At 65.4% G+C, this 16,970-nt stretch carries 22 protein-coding genes and 1 tRNA gene; 10 read left to right on the top strand and 13 right to left on the bottom strand.

The annotated features are described in order from the left end of the window. Positions 1 to 27 precede the first annotated feature (27 nt). The 5 genes from ACYVKR_RS12180 to ACYVKR_RS12160 all read left to right on the top strand — a co-directional run bounded on the left by ACYVKR_RS12180 (position 28) and on the right by ACYVKR_RS12160 (position 3,391). Positions 28 to 654 carry a hypothetical protein gene (locus ACYVKR_RS12180; protein WP_460481173.1) on the top strand — a complete coding sequence of 209 codons (627 nt, stop codon included), beginning with the start codon at positions 28 to 30 and terminating at the stop codon, positions 652 to 654. Further along, entirely contained in the window at positions 651 to 878 is a 228-nt protein-coding gene (locus tag ACYVKR_RS12175) for a hypothetical protein (protein WP_460481172.1), read from the top strand. Before ACYVKR_RS12180 ends, ACYVKR_RS12175 begins: the two co-directional genes overlap by 4 nt. Further along, a complete protein-coding gene (locus ACYVKR_RS12170) occupies positions 875 to 1,369 on the top strand; it encodes an HAD domain-containing protein (protein WP_460481171.1) in 495 nt (164 codons plus the stop codon). Before ACYVKR_RS12175 ends, ACYVKR_RS12170 begins: the two co-directional genes overlap by 4 nt. A 769-nt stretch (positions 1,370 to 2,138) precedes the next feature. Beyond that, positions 2,139 to 2,372 (top strand): DUF4224 domain-containing protein, encoded by a 234-nt coding sequence (locus tag ACYVKR_RS12165; protein ID WP_460481170.1) that lies wholly within the window; start codon positions 2,139 to 2,141, stop codon positions 2,370 to 2,372. Next, complete coding sequence (locus ACYVKR_RS12160; protein ID WP_460481169.1) at positions 2,369 to 3,391, top strand: site-specific integrase; 1,023 nt, start codon at positions 2,369 to 2,371, stop codon at positions 3,389 to 3,391. Before ACYVKR_RS12165 ends, ACYVKR_RS12160 begins: the two co-directional genes overlap by 4 nt. 71 nt (positions 3,392 to 3,462) lie before the next feature. Here ACYVKR_RS12160 and ACYVKR_RS12155 read toward each other — a convergent pair. Further along, positions 3,463 to 3,539 (bottom strand) — tRNA-Pro (locus tag ACYVKR_RS12155). Between the two features lie 97 nt (positions 3,540 to 3,636). Beyond that, a complete protein-coding gene (gene infA, locus ACYVKR_RS12150; RefSeq protein ID WP_460481168.1) occupies positions 3,637 to 3,888 on the bottom strand; it encodes a translation initiation factor IF-1 in 252 nt (83 codons plus the stop codon). 342 nt (positions 3,889 to 4,230) lie between these two features. On the opposite strand from infA, the gene ACYVKR_RS12145 reads away from it, so the two are divergent. From ACYVKR_RS12145 to ACYVKR_RS12130, 4 genes are all read left to right on the top strand, one after another. Further along, positions 4,231 to 4,716 carry an EVE domain-containing protein gene (locus tag ACYVKR_RS12145; protein ID WP_460481167.1) on the top strand — a complete coding sequence of 162 codons (486 nt, stop codon included), beginning with the start codon at positions 4,231 to 4,233 and terminating at the stop codon, positions 4,714 to 4,716. A gap of 72 nt (positions 4,717 to 4,788) precedes the next feature. Then, positions 4,789 to 5,109, top strand: a complete 321-nt coding sequence (locus ACYVKR_RS12140) for a DUF2322 family protein (protein ID WP_460481166.1) — start codon at positions 4,789 to 4,791, stop codon at positions 5,107 to 5,109. A gap of 3 nt (positions 5,110 to 5,112) precedes the next feature. After that, a complete protein-coding gene (locus tag ACYVKR_RS12135) occupies positions 5,113 to 5,376 on the top strand; it encodes a DUF2164 domain-containing protein (protein ID WP_460481165.1) in 264 nt (87 codons plus the stop codon). Between the two features lie 138 nt (positions 5,377 to 5,514). After that, positions 5,515 to 5,799 carry a hypothetical protein gene (locus tag ACYVKR_RS12130; protein WP_460481164.1) on the top strand — a complete coding sequence of 95 codons (285 nt, stop codon included), beginning with the start codon at positions 5,515 to 5,517 and terminating at the stop codon, positions 5,797 to 5,799. Here ACYVKR_RS12130 and mnmH read toward each other — a convergent pair. From mnmH to ACYVKR_RS12110, 4 genes are all read right to left on the bottom strand, one after another. Beyond that, positions 5,748 to 6,860, bottom strand: coding sequence for a tRNA 2-selenouridine(34) synthase MnmH (mnmH, locus tag ACYVKR_RS12125; protein ID WP_460481163.1), 1,113 nt, complete (start codon positions 6,858 to 6,860; stop codon positions 5,748 to 5,750). The genes ACYVKR_RS12130 and mnmH overlap by 52 nt on opposite strands. Before the next feature lie 90 nt (positions 6,861 to 6,950). Continuing rightward, positions 6,951 to 7,880, bottom strand: a complete 930-nt coding sequence (locus ACYVKR_RS12120) for a CysB family HTH-type transcriptional regulator (protein WP_460481162.1) — start codon at positions 7,878 to 7,880, stop codon at positions 6,951 to 6,953. Positions 7,881 to 7,925: 45 nt separating this feature from the next. Next, the gene (locus tag ACYVKR_RS12115) at positions 7,926 to 8,309 is read right to left on the bottom strand and encodes a VOC family protein (RefSeq protein WP_460481161.1); all 384 of its coding nucleotides are present in this window, start codon (positions 8,307 to 8,309) and stop codon (positions 7,926 to 7,928) included. A gap of 69 nt (positions 8,310 to 8,378) precedes the next feature. After that, a complete protein-coding gene (locus tag ACYVKR_RS12110) occupies positions 8,379 to 9,416 on the bottom strand; it encodes a sulfate ABC transporter substrate-binding protein (protein ID WP_460481160.1) in 1,038 nt (345 codons plus the stop codon). A 164-nt stretch (positions 9,417 to 9,580) separates the two neighbouring features. On the opposite strand from ACYVKR_RS12110, the gene ACYVKR_RS12105 reads away from it, so the two are divergent. Continuing rightward, complete coding sequence (locus tag ACYVKR_RS12105; RefSeq protein ID WP_460481159.1) at positions 9,581 to 9,853, top strand: Fe(2+)-trafficking protein; 273 nt, start codon at positions 9,581 to 9,583, stop codon at positions 9,851 to 9,853. A gap of 48 nt (positions 9,854 to 9,901) precedes the next feature. On the opposite strand, the gene ACYVKR_RS12100 is transcribed toward ACYVKR_RS12105, so the two are convergent. From ACYVKR_RS12100 to pstC, 7 genes are all read right to left on the bottom strand, one after another. Continuing rightward, positions 9,902 to 11,206 (bottom strand): glutamate carboxypeptidase, encoded by a 1,305-nt coding sequence (locus tag ACYVKR_RS12100; protein WP_460481158.1) that lies wholly within the window; start codon positions 11,204 to 11,206, stop codon positions 9,902 to 9,904. A gap of 26 nt (positions 11,207 to 11,232) precedes the next feature. Beyond that, positions 11,233 to 12,567 (bottom strand): sensor histidine kinase, encoded by a 1,335-nt coding sequence (gene phoR / locus ACYVKR_RS12095; RefSeq protein WP_460481157.1) that lies wholly within the window; start codon positions 12,565 to 12,567, stop codon positions 11,233 to 11,235. Positions 12,568 to 12,650: 83 nt separating this feature from the next. Next, entirely contained in the window at positions 12,651 to 13,358 is a 708-nt protein-coding gene (phoB, locus tag ACYVKR_RS12090; RefSeq protein WP_460481156.1) for a response regulator, read from the bottom strand. Between the two features lie 57 nt (positions 13,359 to 13,415). Beyond that, entirely contained in the window at positions 13,416 to 14,117 is a 702-nt protein-coding gene (phoU, locus tag ACYVKR_RS12085; RefSeq protein WP_460481155.1) for a phosphate signaling complex protein PhoU, read from the bottom strand. 176 nt (positions 14,118 to 14,293) lie between these two features. Further along, entirely contained in the window at positions 14,294 to 15,067 is a 774-nt protein-coding gene (gene pstB, locus ACYVKR_RS12080) for a phosphate ABC transporter ATP-binding protein PstB (RefSeq protein ID WP_460481154.1), read from the bottom strand. 35 nt (positions 15,068 to 15,102) lie between these two features. Then, a complete protein-coding gene (pstA, locus tag ACYVKR_RS12075) occupies positions 15,103 to 15,996 on the bottom strand; it encodes a phosphate ABC transporter permease PstA (protein ID WP_460481153.1) in 894 nt (297 codons plus the stop codon). Further along, entirely contained in the window at positions 15,993 to 16,916 is a 924-nt protein-coding gene (gene pstC / locus ACYVKR_RS12070) for a phosphate ABC transporter permease subunit PstC (protein ID WP_460481271.1), read from the bottom strand. Before pstC ends, pstA begins: the two co-directional genes overlap by 4 nt. Between the last annotated feature and the right edge of the window lie 54 nt (positions 16,917 to 16,970).

The raw sequence follows: 16,970 nt of genomic DNA, 5'->3' as shown, positions 1-16,970 counted from the left end.
TCGCGCTTTTCCTGTAGTGGGCACGACATGGCCACTGAAACCACCCCCTCCACAGCAGACCTGCGCGCACTCGCCGGCCTGGCAGAAGCAGTCAAGGACTGGAGCAACTGCAATCAGGCGTGGCCCCATGCGGAGCACTACGATACCGCGGTAGTCGGCAGCATCTGGGATGGCGAGCCATATCCGCTGGCCGAGATCGACGCGGACACCTACGGCACCGAGGGCGAATCGCTCAAGCTGGCCATGTTCTATGCCGCGGCGAACCCGGGCACCGTGCTCGCGCTGCTGTCGCGCATCGCAGAGCTGGAGGCCCAGCTTGCAGCCAAAACAGCCCCGGCAGCCAGCGAAGACAAGCGTGTAGCTATCATCAGCGAGCCCTCGCCGACTGCCGGAGCTGCGGGGAGTGTAGCGGATACAGTGAAGCTGCCAGAGCCGTTCATCACGCACATGCGCAATGGCGTCGAGTATGACCTCTACACCGCGGACACCGTGCGAGCTCTACTCGCCCAGCAAGTACACAGCATTCCTCGGGGCGTTCTCAATGCAATCCACGTTGCCAGCATGCAGCTTATCCGCACGAGCGACGGATACAGGTTGGAGAAGGCAATGAACCCACAAGCCAATACCCACGGCATCACAGGAGAGCAACCATGAAGCGAGACGACATCATCCGCTGGGCAAATGAGGCCGGTCTGCCACCAGGGTACGACGATGCGCTGGAGAGCTTCGCCGCTCTAGTGGCTGCTGACGAGCGCGAGGCGTGCGCTCGATTCGTCGTCGAGACAAGGGAATGGCGTGGCAAGGGCTGGTTCAGCACGCTGTGCCACGACACCAAGGAGGCCATCGCCACCGCCATCAGAGCAAGGAGCAAGACATGAGAGTCCTTTTCTTGGACATCGATGGTGTTTTGAACAGCACCAGAACCTGCGTCGCCACTGGCGGCTATCCACAAAGGCTCGAAGATCGTGCAGGTTTCGACTGGATCGCCATCAAGCTCCTGCAGCGACTGTGCGATTCCAGCGGAATACAGGTTGTGCTATCCAGCGCTTGGCGAACCTTCAACGACTTCAAGACCGTGGCCAAAGCCTTCGACCTGCCGATCATAGACGCAACGCCAGTTCTGACCGGGAGCCGCGGCGATGAGATCAAGGCATGGCTAGACAACCACGTCGAGGTTACGCACTACGCCATCATTGATGACGACCCCGACATGCTTGAGATGCAAATGCCCTACTTCGTTCAGACGAACGGTTTCGAGGGCATGTCCTGGGCGAACTTCACGAGGCTGTGCAGCATCTTTGGCGAATCGCCATTTAGCGGCGAAGTCCGTGAGCGCAATTGGCGGGATAAGAAGCTTGCATGGGAGTGAACATGACACGCCCTACCCGACGCGAAATCCGCCGCAGCAAAAAACGCCGCGAGCAAGACAAATGGAACCAGCCCCGCCAATGAGCGGGGTTTCTTTTTGGAGAACTGAATGACAGCAGTACTTGATCGCCTACGCCTTGCATCAGCAGTAATCACTGGCAGTGCCGTAGCTGCCAGCATCATCCCTACGCGCACGTTCCAGATCTCGCGAGGACCTCTTGAGCTATTCGTCTGGCCCGATGAATCTGGCTTGGACGACTGGGGAAAGTTGGAGGTGCGAAAACTGCGACGCGAAGTCGAGGAGCGATACACGCGATATCACAGCTTCGACATTTGCTCCCTGCGAGATTTCATGCAGAACATGTGCATTCCACTGACTGCGCAGACAAAGGACTCGTTCGAGCGGCTGCACCGACTCCACTGCGTGCAATTCAGCGGAGTGCCAGCGTCCATATATGAGCGCATCCCGCACTGGTTCAACCACGTCATTTCGTGCGGCCAGATCACGCATCCGCTCATAGCATCCGGGGTCGTGATCGATGTCTGATCCACCAAGTAACTGGGGATCAGCAGACCGCGCCTACCAGCTACACCACTTCCACTGCCCACAGTGCATTGCAGCAGGTGCCATGCCAGGAAGGCAAGAACGCTGCCCCATCGGCAGAGAACTGTGGGACGCATACATCAACGCTGGCGATCCGCCGCATATCCAGTGGCGACGCAAGACAACACCCTGACCCGCTTCGGCGGGTTTTTCATGGAGACCAACCATGACACTCACCCTCACAGAACTAGAAATTGAAGAACTGACGGGCTACAAACAGCCCGCCAAACAGCTGGCCAAACTACTTTCCCTCGGCTTCTTTCGCGCACGCATCTCGCGAACTGGCGCCGTACAGCTGGAACGAGTCCACTACGATGCCATTTGCGCAGGCGCAGCGGCCCAAACAGTCAAGCGTCCGCAGTTGCGCAACCCCGCCCTCCGCCGCCCTGCCACAGCATGAAGAAATCCGACCTGCCCAAGCGCGTCTACCAGAAGAACGGGGCCTACTGGCATGTCCGTGCCGACGGCAAGAAGAGGGTCTGGACCCGCCTGTGCGCGATCTCCGATGGCTTGCCGGCCATGTACCGCGCGCTGGCGGATCTGGAGCAGGCCGGACTGAAGACCGACATGATGCCGGCGATGATCGCTGACTGGATGCTGGAGGTCTCCTCCACGCACAAGCCCAAGACGCAAGCGAACGACATCTACCAGACCCGAACCATCAGCGAAGCCTTCGCAGAGTTTCGTGCCGGCGAGGTCGGTTCGCCTGATGTGGCCAAGTTCTTGAAGAACTACGTCAGTATGCCGAGGTCGTTCAATGCCTACCGTGCGATGCTGCGCGAGCTGATGCGATACGCCGAGGAGCTGGGATACCGTCCGCCAGGCAGCAACCCGGTGGACTCCATCAAGCTGATGAAGACGCCCCCGCGCCAGCGCTACATCACCGACAGCGAGCTACGTCGGATCAAGGTCGGCATTTGCTATGGCGAAGACGGCAAGCGCACGCCCAGTGGGCCCATGATCTGCTGCCTGGTCGAAATGGCGTACCTCACAGGGCAGCGCGTCAACGACCTGCTGAACATGGAATGGGCCGAGATCAGCGGCAGGGGAATCCTTTTTCAGCCGGGTAAAACCCTGGAGAAAACTGCCGTCGCTATCCTGGTCGGCTGGAGTCCGCGGCTGGAAAAGCTGGTGAAGCGGCTGCGCGCCTTCCCGCAGAGCGGCAAGCGCCATGTATTCTGCAAGCTGGATGGTGAGCGGTACACCTACTCAGGCGTCGCCTCTGCCTGGAAGCGCGGCCTCAAACGGGCGAGCCTGACAAACACCCAGTTCCGCGACCTGCGAGCCAAGGCCCTTACCGACCTGGACGAAGCGCATGGAATCCAGGCCGCCCAGCGGCTCGGCGGCCACACCACCCAGTCCCAGACCGCGGACTATGTGCGCCACAAGAAGGCACTTCAAGCCCGAGCAGTGCGCTAACTCCGTTAGACACGCCGGAATCAGTTAGACAAAAGGCCTTGCCGCATTACACGGCAAGGCCTTGGTTTTAATGGTCGGAGCGGCGGGATTCGAACTCGCGACCCTCTGCACCCGAAGCAGATGCGCTACCAGGCTGCGCTACGCTCCGACAAGCTGCTATTGTAACCACATCAGCCCGACCCTTTTGGGAAAATGCTCGATTTTTATGTTTGGCAGAGCATCTCCATTGGGTGGCTGCGAAGCCCTCAGGAAGAGCTGGACGGGTTGGGGCCGCGGCCCGGCAGGTGGCGGAAGGTGATGCGGCCCTTGCTCAGGTCATAGGGCGACATTTCCAGCGACACCTTGTCGCCCGCGAGGATGCGGATGTGGTGCTTGCGCATCTTGCCGCCGGTATAGGCGATGAGTTCGTGACCGTTGTCCAGCTTCACGCGAAAGCGCGAATCAGGCAGCACCTCGGTCACGGAGCCTTGCATCTCGATCAGTTCTTCTTTAGCCATAAACCTCGTTCAATCCTTTCGTTTGTCCGGCCAGACGAGCCCGGCCGGTGCGCGCCTGGCATCCGCGGTGGATGCCCCTGGCACTGCCAATCGTCGATTGGCCTGGTGTGCCCCAACGCTTGCGCGCCGCCTGGCAGCTCCTGGCCCTCGCACCGAAGGCCTGCCGCCGAGCACAAATCAACCCTGCTCCATGACGCCATAGCGCAGATTGAGTAAAAAGCTCTCCATTCTACTATGGACCACCTATTTCTGCCTAGGCTCTGCCGAATCGCGCATGGCCTGGATGCACAGGTCTATGATGGTTCCATCGCCTCGTTCCCTGCCCTACCCACGCTGCATGCCATGACCACACCCCAACGCTTCTGGCTGATGAAAAACGAACCCGACGTGTGTTCCATCGACCACGCGCTGGCCGCCCCCGCTGCAACCGTGGCCTGGGATGGGGTACGCAACTACCAGGCCCGCAATTTCATGCGCGACGACATGCAGGCTGGCGACGGCGTGCTGTACTGGCACTCCAGCTGCCCCGAGCCGGGCATCTACGGCCTGGCACGCATCGCCGGCCATTTGCGCGTGGACGACACCCAGTTCGATCCGCTGTCGCCCTACTATGATCCCAAGTCCAGCCGCGACAAGCCGCGCTGGCTGCTGCTCGATGTGCAAGCGCTGAAGAAATGCGCGCCCATCACCGTGGGCGAGTTGCGGCGCCACCCCGAGCTGGCCGACATGCGGGTACTGCAAAAGGGCAACCGCCTCTCCATCACACCGGTGGACCGGAAGCACTGGGACTTCATCCTGCGGTTGATGGGCGCGCAGCCCGCCGGCTGACCGCCCCCTCCCCATCGGGCACTGCTTTCTGCATGCACAATGGCGGCACAACAACTCTCAAGGAAGACTTCCATGGCTTTTGCCGACAATCTGCGCCAGCTCCCCAGCATTGCCCACATCGCCGCCCTCAAGCTCATCGATGGTGCCGGCGAGGTGGCGGCCGTCATCGAAAACAAGCCCGGCAAGGCGGGCTCGTTGGCGGTCTACCATGCGCTGGCGGCCAAGCATGGCGGCATCACGGTCGAAGCCGCGCAGGAAGGCCTGCAGCTGTTTGCCGAGCACACCGACGACGCGCGCCAGCACCCGGGCAACCACCCCAATATCGACCGCCTGCTCGAAGTCATCGCCACGACCCAGGGCTACCGGGTGGAGCTGGTGCCCGCGGCGGCCTGACCCATGGCGGTGGAACTGAGCAAGGAAGCTCGCGAGCAAGCGATTGCCTCGATCGAGCGCTATTTCCGTACGAACATGGACGAGCCCATCGGCAATGTCGCCGCGGGCGCGCTGCTGGGATTCTTTCTGGAAGAGATCGGCCCCGCCGTCTACAACCAGGCCATCGTCCATGCGCAAGAGCGGCTGCAGCAGCAGGTCTCGGACATGGACATCGACCTGCACGAAGAGGCATTCCGCTACTGGCAGAAATCCGCCAAGGGCCGATAGGCCCGGGGCCCCGCATCGCCCCTATGCGCCTTTCGCCGATTGCGGCGCCCTGCGTTTTGTGCTGAGATAGTCGGTGCCGTCCGTGCGCGGTTCCGGCCGCCTGGCGCTGCACCGTTCACGGGGCATACGGAGGCTGCTATGGAAATCCGCTTCGTCGTGGGGAAGATGCCGGTCACGTTTGCGCGCGAATGGCTGTCCGGCGCCATGAAGCTCATCACCCCCAATGAGACCATCTGGCTCCAGAACCCGCTGGACCCGGCCACGCACTTCAACTGGCAACACGAGCAGAGCTGGGAGCGGCCCGTGGCCAGCCACCAGGTGCGCGTCGAAAAGCGCCACACCACCCTGGTGCCCGGCGCCGGCCCGCAGCACTACCGGATCTTCGTCGACGACGTGCTGGTGGCGGATGTGACCGGCGTCTGATCCGCCAGGGCTTCGCCCCAGGCGGCAACCTCGGCGGCCAGCGCCTCGATGCCGGCCTCGCGCAGGTCGTCGCTGGCGAAGCGGGCGCGCTGCGGCCATTGTGCAAAGTTGCGGGCCTGCGAGCGGCTGTAGTGCGGGTCGTAGTGCAGCGCCATCAGCTCGGCGAACAAGGGGGCCAGCGCATGCTCGCGGGCCCAGGCCTGCCAGCGCTCGACCACCTCGCGGCCCTGCAGCTCCTTCAGGTAGGCCAGCTTGTCGCACAGCCCTTCCACGTCGTCGCCCAGGTAGGCATAGTCGCGCAGCAGGTAATCCAGGCGCGCCTGCGGGGTCGCGTCGATCTCGGCGCATGGCGCTGCGCGCAGATGCTGGACCAGGGTGAGCGGCAGCGCCACGCGGCCGATCTTGGCGCTCTCGCCCTCGACGAAAACGGGCTTCGCCGGATCGAACTGCGCCATGTGGTGCGCCAGCTGTGTCTCGAACTGCTTCTGGCTGGGCTGCTCCACGCCCGGCAGGCTGCCCAGCAGCGATCCCTTGTGCCGCGCCAGGCCTTCCAGGTCCAGCACCTGGGCGCCGCGCCGCTCCAGCGCCTGCAGCAGGCGCGTCTTGGCGCTACCGGTGGCGCCGCACAGCACGCGCAGGCGCAGCTGCGGCACCAGCAGCTCCAGCTGCTGCACCACATGGCCGCGGTAGGCCTTGTAGCCGCCCTGCAGTTGCTGCGCGTCCCAGCCCACCAGGCGCAGCCAGGTCACCATGGAGCCGCTGCGCAGGCCGCCGCGCCAACAGTAGACCAGGGGTTTCCAGTTGGCCGGCTTGTCCGCCAGGGTCTCGCGCAGGTGGCGGGCCAGGTTGGAGGCCACCATGGCGGCGCCCACGCGCTTGGCCTCGAACGCGCCCACCTGCTTGTAGAGGGTGCCGATCTGCGCCCGCTCGTCGTTGTCCAGCACCGGGCAGTTGATCGCGCCGGGTATGTGGTCCAGCTCGTATTCGCCGGGCGACCGGGCATCGATCAATACGGGGAATCGGGACAGGTCGGCAACGGTGACAGGTTTGCGGTGGGACATGGTGCGCCGATTATGGCACCCGCAGAGACATCAAAAACAATAGCTTATGGCGCTTGATACATAAGCGCTGAAGGCCAATTTCATCTATTTTTACACCGTGGCGCGCAGCGCCTGCTCCACGACGCCGCGGTGGAGCGTGGGCACGAAGGCCTCGATGAAGGCGAACGCATAGCCGCGCAGCCAGGCGCCCTTGCGCAGGCCGATGCGGGTGGTGTTGATCTCGAACAGGTGGCCGGCATCGATGGCATGCAGGGTGCGGTCGCGCTGCGCATCCACGGCCACCGATGCCACGATTCCCACGCCCAGCTCCAGCTCCACATAGGTCTTGATGACGTCGGCGTCCATGGCGGTCAGCACCACGTGCGGGATCAGCCCCTCGCGCGCAAAGGCGTCGTCGATGTGGGCGCGGCCGGTGTAGCCGCGCTCGTAGGTGATGACCGGGTAGGCGGCGATGTCGGCCAGGCCCAGCGGGCGGCCAAGCTGCTGCAGCGGGTGGCCGCTGGGCACGATGACGCTGTGCGTCCAGCGGTAGCCGGGCAAGGTCAGCAGCTCCTCGCAGTCCGACAGCGCCTCGGTGGCCACGCCGATGTCGGCCACGCCTTCGAGCAGCATGTCGGCCACCTGGTTGGGCGAGCCCTGGTGCAGGTGCAGCTCGACCTGCGGGAAGGCCTGGCGGAAATCCTTCACCACCGCGGGCAGCGCATAGCGCGCCTGCGAATGGGTGGCGGCGATCGTCAGGTGCCCGCGCGCGCTGTCGCGGTACTCGTCGCCGGCATGGCGCAGGTTGTCGGCCTCCTGCAGCAGCCGGGTCACGATGGGCAGCAGCACCTCGCCGGGCGGCGTGAGGCCGGTCAGGCGCTTGCCGGCGCGGCGGAAGATCTCGACGCCCAGCTCCTCCTCCAGCTCGCGGATCTGCCGGCTGATGCCCGGCTGCGAGGTGTAGAGCGTGGCCGCCACCTCGGTCAGGTTGAAGTCTTGCCGCGTCGCCTCGCGCACGGCTCGCAGTTGCTGAAAGTTCATTGCAGGCAGTTCGGCGGCCCTGGCTGCGTGCCGGGCCGCAAAAAATCAGTCGACGAAGATGCCGCCCTGCTCGGGCTCCAGGAACTCGAGCTGGTTGCCCGCCGGGTCCTTGGCGAAGAAGCGCAGGTAGCCGGGCAAGGCGCTGCTCTCGACCACGGCGGTCTGCGCATCCAGCAGGCGCTGGCGCAGCTCGGGCAATCCGTCCACCTCCAGCGCCAGGTGCGAGACCGAGCCGGCCGCGCGCCCGGTGGACGGCACCAGGTCGATGCGCTGCCCGCCGGCCACGAAGCGCAGCGCGCCATTGCCGGCACCGGCCGCGCCAACGGACAGCTCGGGCAGGCCGAGCAGTTCGCCGTAGAAATGGCGGATCAAGGGCCCGGTGCCCACGGGGAAAGGCAGTTGCACATGGTTGATGGCTTGGACTGGCATGGCGTCATCTCCACTCGAAAATATCAATAAAAACAGGCTCTAGCGCTTGTCAATCAAGCGCTGGCTGCTCTACTTTTTGGTATAGATCTGGTCAAAGCTGGCGCCGTCGGCAAAATGCGCGGCGTCGGCCTTGGCCCAGCCCCCGAAGGCCTCGTCGATGGTGAAGAGCTTGAGCGGTGCGAACTGCTTGCCGTACTGCGCCTTGGCCTTCTCGCCGGTGGGACGGTAGAAGTTCTTGCCGGCGATGTCCTGGCCCTCGTCCGAGTACAGGTAGCGCAGGTAGGCCTCGGCGATCTTGCGGGTGCCGCGCTTGTCGGCCACCTTGTCCACCACCGTGACCGTGGGCTCGGCCAGGATGGACAGCGACGGCGTGACGATCTCGAACTTCTCGGGACCGAACTCCTTCAGCGCCAGGTAGGCCTCGTTCTCCCAAGCCAGCAGCACATCGCCCATGCCGCGCTGCACGAAGGTCACGGTAGAGCCGCGGGCGCCGGTGTCGAGCACCGGCACGTTCTTGAACAGCTTGGTGACGTAGTCCTTGGCGGCGGCCTCGCCGCCCTGGCGCTTGCCGAATTCCCAGGCCGCCAGGTAGTTCCAGCGCGCGCCGCCCGAGGTCTTGGGGTTGGGCGTGATCACCTGCACGCCGGGCTTGACCAGGTCGCCCCAGTCCTTGATCGCCTTGGGATTGCCCTTCTTCACCAGGAACACGATGGTCGAGGTGTACGGCGCCGAGTTCTGCGGCAGGCGCTTCTGCCAGTCAGCGGGCACCAGGTTGCCGTGCTTGTTCAGCGCGTCGATGTCGCCGGCCAGCGCCAGCGTGGCCACGTCGGCGTCGATGCCATCGATGATGGAGCGCGCCTGCTTGCCCGAGCCGCCGTGCGACTGCTTGATGGTCACGTCCTGGCCCGTGGTGGCCTTCCAGTGCTTGGCAAAGGCCTGGTTGAACTGCACATACAGCTCGCGCGTCGGGTCGTACGACACGTTCAGCAGCGTGACGGGCGCCTGCGCCTGCTGGGCCTGGGCGAAATGCACGGGCGCCAGCGCGGAAAGAGACGCGATCAGGCCTGCGGCTATGGGAAACTTGATAAAGTGGCGGCGACGTTGCATGGGGGCTTTCCAATGTCCGGTAAAGAAGCTGCAGGCATTCTGGAAGCAGTCCTACGAAACTCAAACCAATATATATTTGGTTTTTTATCACCAAAACTCATATAGAACCTGTATAGCAGGCCGGCACCGGTCTTGCGCGCAGGCACAACCACGGAATCACACCAATGGCACGCATGGTCCACTGCATCAAACTGAACAAGGAAGCCGAGGGGCTGGACTTTCCGCCCTACCCGGGTGAGCTGGGCAAGCGCATCTATGAAGGCGTGAGCAAGGAGGCCTGGGCGGCCTGGCTCAAGCACCAGACCATGCTGGTGAACGAAAACCGCCTGAACCTGGCCGACGCCCGCGCCCGCCAGTACCTCGCCCGGCAGATGGAAAACCATTTCTTCGGCGGCGGCGCAGACGCCGCGGCGGGTTATGTCCCGCCCAGCGAGTAATAACGCAGTGAAGCGCTGCAAGCAGCAACGCTGACGCCAGGGGGCTGGCTACAGGCCGCCCACCGGCGAATCCTGCCCCTTCACCTCCTCCGACAGCTCCATCACCATCCGCGCCACCAGGTACAGGCGCGGCACGATGCTCGATACCAGCAGGTATTCGCCGTGGATGGAATGGGCGCCATAGCCTGGCACCCCACAACCCTCGACCACGCCGCCGCGCGCCTTCAGGCCGGCAAACGCCGCATCGGTGCCGCCGCCGTGGGCCGTATCCACCACCGCCAGCCGCTGCCCCAGCTCGTCCAGCGCAATGCGCTGCGCCCGGGCGGCGATACGGCGTGCCGCGTCGCTGGGCTCCAGCGGCGGGCGGCGCACCTCGAAATCCAGCTGGACCCGGCTGTCCTCGAACAGCTGGTTCTGGATGCGCTGGCGCATGCGCCGCTCCAGCCGGTCGAAATCCGCCACCCGCGTAGCGCGCGCATCGGCCTGTGCCTCGGCGGTGTCGGGGATCACATTGCGGCGCGTGCCCGCCGTGGCCAGCGTCCAGTTCAGCTCCAGGCCGGCCTCGGGCTGCGACAGGTCGCGCATGTTCATCACCTGGTGGCTCAGCTCGTACAGCGCATTCACGCCCGCGGCGGGCTCGGCGCCCGCGTGGGCCGCGCGGCCCTGCACGCGCAGGTAGGCCGCGCCGATGCCGCTGGTGCCCAGGCGCAGCGTGCCGGCGCGGCCGCCGGTCTCCAGCGACAGCACGGCGTCCTGGTCCTGCGCCAGCCGGGTGATGGTCTCGCGCGAGCCCGGCGAGCTGATTTCCTCGTCGCTGTTGAGCAGCACGGTGAGCTGCCCGTAGCGCTGCAGGCCCTGCTCGCGCAGCAGCCGCAGCAGGTGCACGATCAGGGCCACGCCCTGCTTGTCGTCGACGATGCCGAGGCCGTAGGCGTGGTCGCCGTCGATGCGGAACGGCTGGCGCGCCAGGTCGCCCCGCTGGTAGACCGTGTCCATGTGGGCGATGAGCATGATCTTCGCGGTGCCGCTGCCACGGAACACGGCCTGCACCATCGGCCCGACGCGGGCCGGCGCATCGGCCAGCGGCTCGATGCGCCCGGCCTCCAGCACCTGCACCGCCCCGCCCTCGGCGCGCAGCCGCTCGGCCGCCACGGCGGCCATGCGCTGCAGGCCCTCGATGTCGAGGCTGCCCGACTCGATCTCCACCAGTTGCTGCAGGGTGCCGAGGAACGGCGCCAGCTCGCGCTCGGCCGCGGCATACAGCGCGGGCTGTGCCGCAGGCGGCATGGCAAGCGCACCCGTGGCCGCCAGTGCCAGCAGCCAGGCACCGCAGCGATTCAACCGAAAACCCATGCCCATCCTTTGCGTGAGCGGTGATCTTACGCCGACGTGCGCACCCGGGACGCCGGGAAACACACCGAGAACTCCGAGCCCCGGCCCAGCGTGCTGCGGATCTGCAGCGTGGCGCCGTGGCGCTGCAGCACGTGCTTGACGATGGCCAGGCCCAGGCCGGTGCCGCCGGTGTCGCGCGAGCGGCTGCGGTCCACGCGGTAGAAGCGCTCGGTCAGGCGCGGGATGTGCTCGGGCGCAATGCCGGGGCCGCTGTCCGTCACCTTGAAGCAGGCGCGGCCGTCGGGCTGGATGTCGTAGCTCACCACGATCTCGCCGCCGGCCGGCGTGTAGCGCACGGCGTTGTTCACCAGGTTGGTCAGCGCGCTCTGCAGCTCGTTGCCCGCGCCGGCCAGTTCGCCCACGGTGGCCAGCGCCGGCCCTTCCGGAAAACGCAGCTGGTGCGGCTTTTCGCCCGGCTTGGCGATCACCTGCGACAGCGCGCGCGCATCCTCGGCGCAGCGCTGCAGCAGCGAGCGGGCCGGCACCCATTCGGTCAGCGGCGGCGGCGGGTTGCCCTCGAGCCGCGACAGCGTGAGCAGGTCCACCACCAGGCTCTGCATGCGCTGGGCCTGCTTGGACATCAGCCCGAGGTAGCTGGCGCGCTCGTCGTCGCCCAGCGGCAGGGTCTGCATGGTCTCGACGAAGCCCATCAGCACCGTCAGCGGCGTGCGGATCTCGTGCGACACATTGGCCACGAAGTCGCGGCGCATGGCGTCGGCCAGCTCGATGGCCGTCACGTCGCGCGACAGCAGCAGCTTGCGCCCCGCCTCGTACGGAAACATCTGCACCGACAGCCGCAGCGGGCTGGTCGCGCGGATCACCGGGCTCGCCAGCACCACGTCGCGCGCAAAGTCCTTGGCCGCCAGGTAGTTGGCGAACTCCGGCGCACGCACCAGGTTGCCGATGGCCTGCATGCGGTCGCGCTCAAGGTCGAAGCCGAAGTGCTCAGCCGCCACCTGGTTGCACCACTCGATGTGGCCCTGGGCGTCGAGCAGCACCACGCCGTTGGGCGACACCTGCAGCGCGGTCAGCACCTGGTGCAGCTGGTCCTGCGCGTCCTTCTGGCCCTTGCCCAGCTGGCGCAGCAGGCGGCGCGTGCGGTCGGTGGCCTCGCCCCACAGGCCGAGCATGCGCGGCATGGTCTGCACGTCGCCGGTCTTGAGCCAGGCGATCGCGCGCGCGCCGCGCCACAGGTCCATCAGGAACCAGCACCACACGGCCGCCAGCGCGGCGGCCAGCGCGCCGATGGCGCCATGCCACCACCAGCCCAGGGCGGCGCCCAGGGCCTGGAACAGCAGGAAGATGAAGATTCGTAGAAGCATGCGGATTCGCAAAAAGAAAGTGCTGCGACGGGCGCAGCACATGGTACTGGTTAATCCGGGCACCGCAGGTCCCGGAGCGGCGCTCAGGCCCGCTGCGCCGCCTGCGGCTGGGCCGTCACGCGGTAGCCGGCGCCGCGCACGGTCTCGACCATCACGTTGGCCGCGCCCAGCGCCTCGCGCAGGCGCTTCACATGCACGTCCACCGTACGCTCCTCGATGAAGACGTGGTCGCCCCAGACCTTGTCCAGCAGCTGCGAACGCGTGTGCACGCGCTCGGAGTGCTTCATCAGGAAGTGCAGCAGCTTGAACTCGGTGGGCCCGAGCTTGAGCTGCGAGCCCTGGTAGCTGACCCGGTGGGTGGCGGCGTCGAGCACCAGCTCGCCGATGCTGATGGTGTCGTTGGCCTGCTCGGGCACGCGGCGGCGCAGCACCGCGCGGATGCGGGCCAGCAGCTCCTGCGTGGAGAAGGGCTTGGTGATGTAGTCGTCCGCGCCGGCGTCGAGGCCCGCGATCTTGTCGGGCTCGTCGCCGCGCGCCGTCAGCATGATGATGGGCACGCCCTTGAAGCGGCTGTCGCCGCGCCACTTGCGCGCCAGCGACAGGCCGCTCTGGCCCGGCAGCATCCAGTCGAGCAGGATCACGTCGGGCACCATCACGTCCAGCTCGCGCTGCGCGGCGTCGCCGTCCTCGGCCCAGATGGGCAGGCAGCCGTTGTGCCGCAGGTTCACCGCGATCAGCTCCGCGATCGCCGGTTCGTCTTCCACTATCAGGATGCGGGGTAGTTTTTTCATTACTTCAAAAAGTATAGCTGCTGGCGCTCACCACATATGCGCCAGAGGCCAAAATCATTACAGAACGCTGGATTCGATCTCGTCCATCGTCGTGTGGCGCACATCGATGCCCTTGACCAGGTAGATGATCAGTTCGGCCACGTTCTTGGAGTGGTCGCCGATGCGCTCGATCGCCTTGGCCAGGAACAGCAGGTCCAGGCTCGCCGAGATGGTGCGCGGGTCTTCCATCATGTAGGTGACCAGCTTGCGCACGAAGCCGTCGAACTCGGCATCGATCAGGTTGTCTTCCTTGAGGATGGCCACGGCCGCCGCGGTGTCGAGGCGGGCGAAGGCATCCAGCGCCTTGCGCAGCATCGTGGACGCCATCTCGGCCGCCACGCGGATGTCGGTGGTGGGCAGCGAGCGGGCGGCGCCGCTTTCGATGATGGAGCCCACCATGCGCGCCATCTTGTGGGCCTCGTCGCCCATGCGCTCGAGGTTGGCCGTGGCCTTGGAGAACGCGATCAGCAGGCGCAGGTCGCGCGCCGTGGGCTGGCGGCGGGCGATGATGGACGACAGCTCATAGTCGATGTCCACCTCCATGCGGTTGACCCGCTTCTCCATCTCGGCCACGCGCTCCACCGCATCCAGGCTGAAGTTCGACAGCGCATAGATGGCCTGCTGGATCTGCGACTCCACCAGCCCGCCCAGCTCCATCACCCGGGTGGAGACATTGTTGAGTTCGCTGTCGAACTGCGAAGAGAGGTGCTTTTCGGTCATATGCGTCTCGTTCTTTAGTGAAAAATGCCTCTGGCGCCCGTCCATAAAGCGCAAGCAGCTATCAATTCAATAGTATCTCACCGATCAGCCGAAGCGGCCGGTGATGTAGTGGCTCCGGCCGCTTCGCTTAACTTCGCGGAGCGAAGTTAGCCTTTGCCGTTGCATCACTGGCAGGTTCATCCGAACCTCCCAGTGATGTAATCCTCCGTCTCCTTGCGCTGCGGCTTGAAGAACATCTGCTCGGTGGCGCCGAACTCCATCAGGCTGCCCAGGTACATGTAGGCGGTGAAGTCGCTGCAGCGCGCCGCCTGCTGCATGTTGTGGGTCACGATCACCACGGTGTACTCGTCCTTCAGCTCGGCGATCAGCTCCTCGACCTTGGCGGTGGAGATCGGGTCCAGCGCCGAGCAGGGCTCGTCGAGCAGCAGCACCTCGGGGCGGATGGCCACGCCGCGCGCGATGCACAGCCGCTGCTGCTGGCCGCCCGAGAGGCCCGAGCCGCTCTGGTGCAGCTTGTCCTTGACCTCGTTCCACAGCGCGGCCTTGCGCAGCGCCCACTCGACGCGCTCTTCCATGTCGGTCTTGCTCAGATCCTCGAACAGCTTCACGCCGAAGGCGATGTTGTCGTAGATCGACATCGGGAACGGCGTGGGCTTCTGGAACACCATGCCCACCTTGGCGCGGATCAGCGCCACGTCCTGCTTGCTGGTCAGCAGGTTCTCGCCGTCGAGGATGATCTGGCCCTCGGCGCGCTGCTCGGCGTACAGCTCGTACATGCGGTTGAAGGTGCGCAGCAGCGTGGACTTGCCGCAGCCCGACGGGCCGATGAAGGCGGTGACCTTCTTCTCGGGGATCTCGAGGTTGATGTTCTTCAGCGCGTGGAACTTGCCGTAGTAGAAGTTCAGGTCGCGCACCGAGATCTTCGACGTCAGGGCGTTGGCGTTGTCCATTTGGGTTTTCGTCAGCATAGTCAGATCCGTAGCAATTATTTTTGGCGCGCCAGGGTCCGCGCCAGGATGTTCAGGCCCAGCACCGCCAGCGTGATCAGGAACACGCCGGCCCAGGCCAGCGACTGCCAGTTCTCGTAGGGGCTCATCGCAAACTTGAAGATGGTCACCGGCAGGCTGGCCATGGGCTTGGTCAGGTCGGCGTTCCAGAACTGGTTGTTCAGCGCGGTGAACAAGAGCGGCGCGGTCTCGCCGGCGATGCGGGCCACGGCCAACAGCACGCCGGTGATCACGCCGGCGCGGGCCGCGCGCAGCGTCACCATGCTGATGACCTTCCACTTGGGCGTGCCCAGCGCGTAGGCGGCTTCGCGCAGGCCGGCGGGCACCAGCGACAGCATGTTCTCGGTGGTGCGGATCACCACGGGGATCACGATCAGCGCCAGCGCCACCACCCCGGCCAGGCCCGAGAAGCTGCGCATGCGCACCACGACCACGCCATAGACGAACAGGCCGATCACGATGGAGGGCGCCGACAGCAGGATGTCGTTGACGAAGCGGGTGGTCGATGCCAGCCAGCCGCTCTTGTCGTACTCGGCCAGGTAGACGCCGGCCATCACGCCGATGGGCGTGCCGATGCAGGTGGCCATGGCCACCATCACCAGCGAGCCCCAGATGGCGTTGGCGATGCCGCCCTCCTCGTTGGGCGCGGGCGTCATCTCGGTGAACAGCGACAGCGAGATGCCGCCCAGACCCAGGCGCAGCGTCTCCCACAGGATCCAGACCAGCCAGAATACGCCGAAAGCCATGGCGGCGAGCGACAGCGTCAGCGCGATCCGGTTCATGCGCTTGCGGCGGCCGTACTTGGCGGCGCGCAGCCGCGTGGCCTCGGCGGACTGGATCAGCGAATCGGAGGTGGAGGTGGTGGTGTTCACGAACGGGCTCCTTCCGCGCGTTGCAGGCGGTTCAGCATCAGCTTGGAGCAGGCCAGCACGATGAAGGTGATGAAGAACAGGGCCAGGCCCAGGTAGATCAGCGAGGCCTGGTGCAGGCCCTCGCCGGCCTCGGCGAACTCGTTGGCCAGCGCCGAGGTGATGCTGTTGGCCGCCTCGAAGATGGACAGCGAGTTCAGCTGGTTCATGTTGCCGATCACGAAGGTGACGGCCATGGTCTCGCCCAGCGCTCGGCCGAGGCCGAGCATGATGCCGCCGAACACACCGGTCTTGGTGAAGGGCAGCACCACCTTGAACATCACCTCCCAGGTGGTGGCGCCCAGGCCGTAGGCCGATTCCTTGAGCATGGGCGGCGTGACCTCGAACACGTCGCGCATCACCGACGAGATGAAGGGAATGATCATGATCGCCAGGATCAGGCCGGCCGAGAAGATGCCGATGCCCACCGGCGGGCCGGAGAAGAAGGCGCCCAGGTAGGGCACGTTGCCGAAGACGGCCTGCAGCGGCTGCTGCACATAGGTGGCCAGCAGCGGGCCGAACACCATCAGGCCCCACATGCCGTAGACGATGGACGGCACGGCGGCCAGCAGTTCGATGGCCGTGCCCAGCGGCCGCTTGAGCCAGACGGGCGACAGCTCGGTCAGGAACAGCGCGATGCCGAAGCTCACCGGCACGGCGATCAGCAGCGCGATGATCGAGGTAGCCAGCGTGCCGTACACCATGACCAGGCCGCCGTAGCGGTTCTGCACCGGGTCCCATTCGCTGGACAGGAAGAAGCCCAGGCCGTACTCGCGGATGGCCGGCCAGGCGCCGACGAACAGCGAGGCCATGATGGCCAGCAGCAGGAACAGGGTGAGCAGCGCTGCGCCGCGCGCCAGCATCGCAAAGATTTTGTCCGCCATGGTGTTGGAGATCAGTGGCCGGCGCGAGGGCGGCTGCCCCTGCTGCGCGAGGGG

It is taken from the genome of Comamonas humi (assembly GCF_054782535.1).
The sequence above is the reverse complement of the archived record's forward strand: the minus strand, read 5'-3'. Positions and strand labels throughout refer to the sequence as shown.

Coding starts and splice junctions, on each gene's coding strand:
- ACYVKR_RS12170 (WP_460481171.1), top strand. CDS start 875: ATGAGAGTCCTTTTCTTGGACATCGATGGTGTTTTGAACAGCACCAGA.
- ACYVKR_RS12100 (WP_460481158.1), bottom strand. CDS start 11,206: ATGGGTTTTCGGTTGAATCGCTGCGGTGCCTGGCTGCTGGCACTGGCG.
- ACYVKR_RS12180 (WP_460481173.1), top strand. CDS start 28: ATGGCCACTGAAACCACCCCCTCCACAGCAGACCTGCGCGCACTCGCC.
- ACYVKR_RS12160 (WP_460481169.1), top strand. CDS start 2,369: ATGAAGAAATCCGACCTGCCCAAGCGCGTCTACCAGAAGAACGGGGCC.
- ACYVKR_RS12140 (WP_460481166.1), top strand. CDS start 4,789: ATGGCTTTTGCCGACAATCTGCGCCAGCTCCCCAGCATTGCCCACATC.
- pstC (WP_460481271.1), bottom strand. CDS start 16,916: ATGGCGGACAAAATCTTTGCGATGCTGGCGCGCGGCGCAGCGCTGCTC.
- ACYVKR_RS12120 (WP_460481162.1), bottom strand. CDS start 7,880: ATGAACTTTCAGCAACTGCGAGCCGTGCGCGAGGCGACGCGGCAAGAC.
- ACYVKR_RS12175 (WP_460481172.1), top strand. CDS start 651: ATGAAGCGAGACGACATCATCCGCTGGGCAAATGAGGCCGGTCTGCCA.
- phoR (WP_460481157.1), bottom strand. CDS start 12,567: ATGCTTCTACGAATCTTCATCTTCCTGCTGTTCCAGGCCCTGGGCGCC.
- ACYVKR_RS12110 (WP_460481160.1), bottom strand. CDS start 9,416: ATGCAACGTCGCCGCCACTTTATCAAGTTTCCCATAGCCGCAGGCCTG.
- ACYVKR_RS12115 (WP_460481161.1), bottom strand. CDS start 8,309: ATGCCAGTCCAAGCCATCAACCATGTGCAACTGCCTTTCCCCGTGGGC.
- mnmH (WP_460481163.1), bottom strand. CDS start 6,860: ATGTCCCACCGCAAACCTGTCACCGTTGCCGACCTGTCCCGATTCCCC.
- infA (WP_460481168.1), bottom strand. CDS start 3,888: ATGGCTAAAGAAGAACTGATCGAGATGCAAGGCTCCGTGACCGAGGTG.
- phoU (WP_460481155.1), bottom strand. CDS start 14,117: ATGACCGAAAAGCACCTCTCTTCGCAGTTCGACAGCGAACTCAACAAT.
- ACYVKR_RS12145 (WP_460481167.1), top strand. CDS start 4,231: ATGACCACACCCCAACGCTTCTGGCTGATGAAAAACGAACCCGACGTG.
- phoB (WP_460481156.1), bottom strand. CDS start 13,358: ATGAAAAAACTACCCCGCATCCTGATAGTGGAAGACGAACCGGCGATC.
- ACYVKR_RS12165 (WP_460481170.1), top strand. CDS start 2,139: ATGACACTCACCCTCACAGAACTAGAAATTGAAGAACTGACGGGCTAC.
- ACYVKR_RS12130 (WP_460481164.1), top strand. CDS start 5,515: ATGGAAATCCGCTTCGTCGTGGGGAAGATGCCGGTCACGTTTGCGCGC.
- ACYVKR_RS12105 (WP_460481159.1), top strand. CDS start 9,581: ATGGCACGCATGGTCCACTGCATCAAACTGAACAAGGAAGCCGAGGGG.
- ACYVKR_RS12135 (WP_460481165.1), top strand. CDS start 5,113: ATGGCGGTGGAACTGAGCAAGGAAGCTCGCGAGCAAGCGATTGCCTCG.
- pstB (WP_460481154.1), bottom strand. CDS start 15,067: ATGGACAACGCCAACGCCCTGACGTCGAAGATCTCGGTGCGCGACCTG.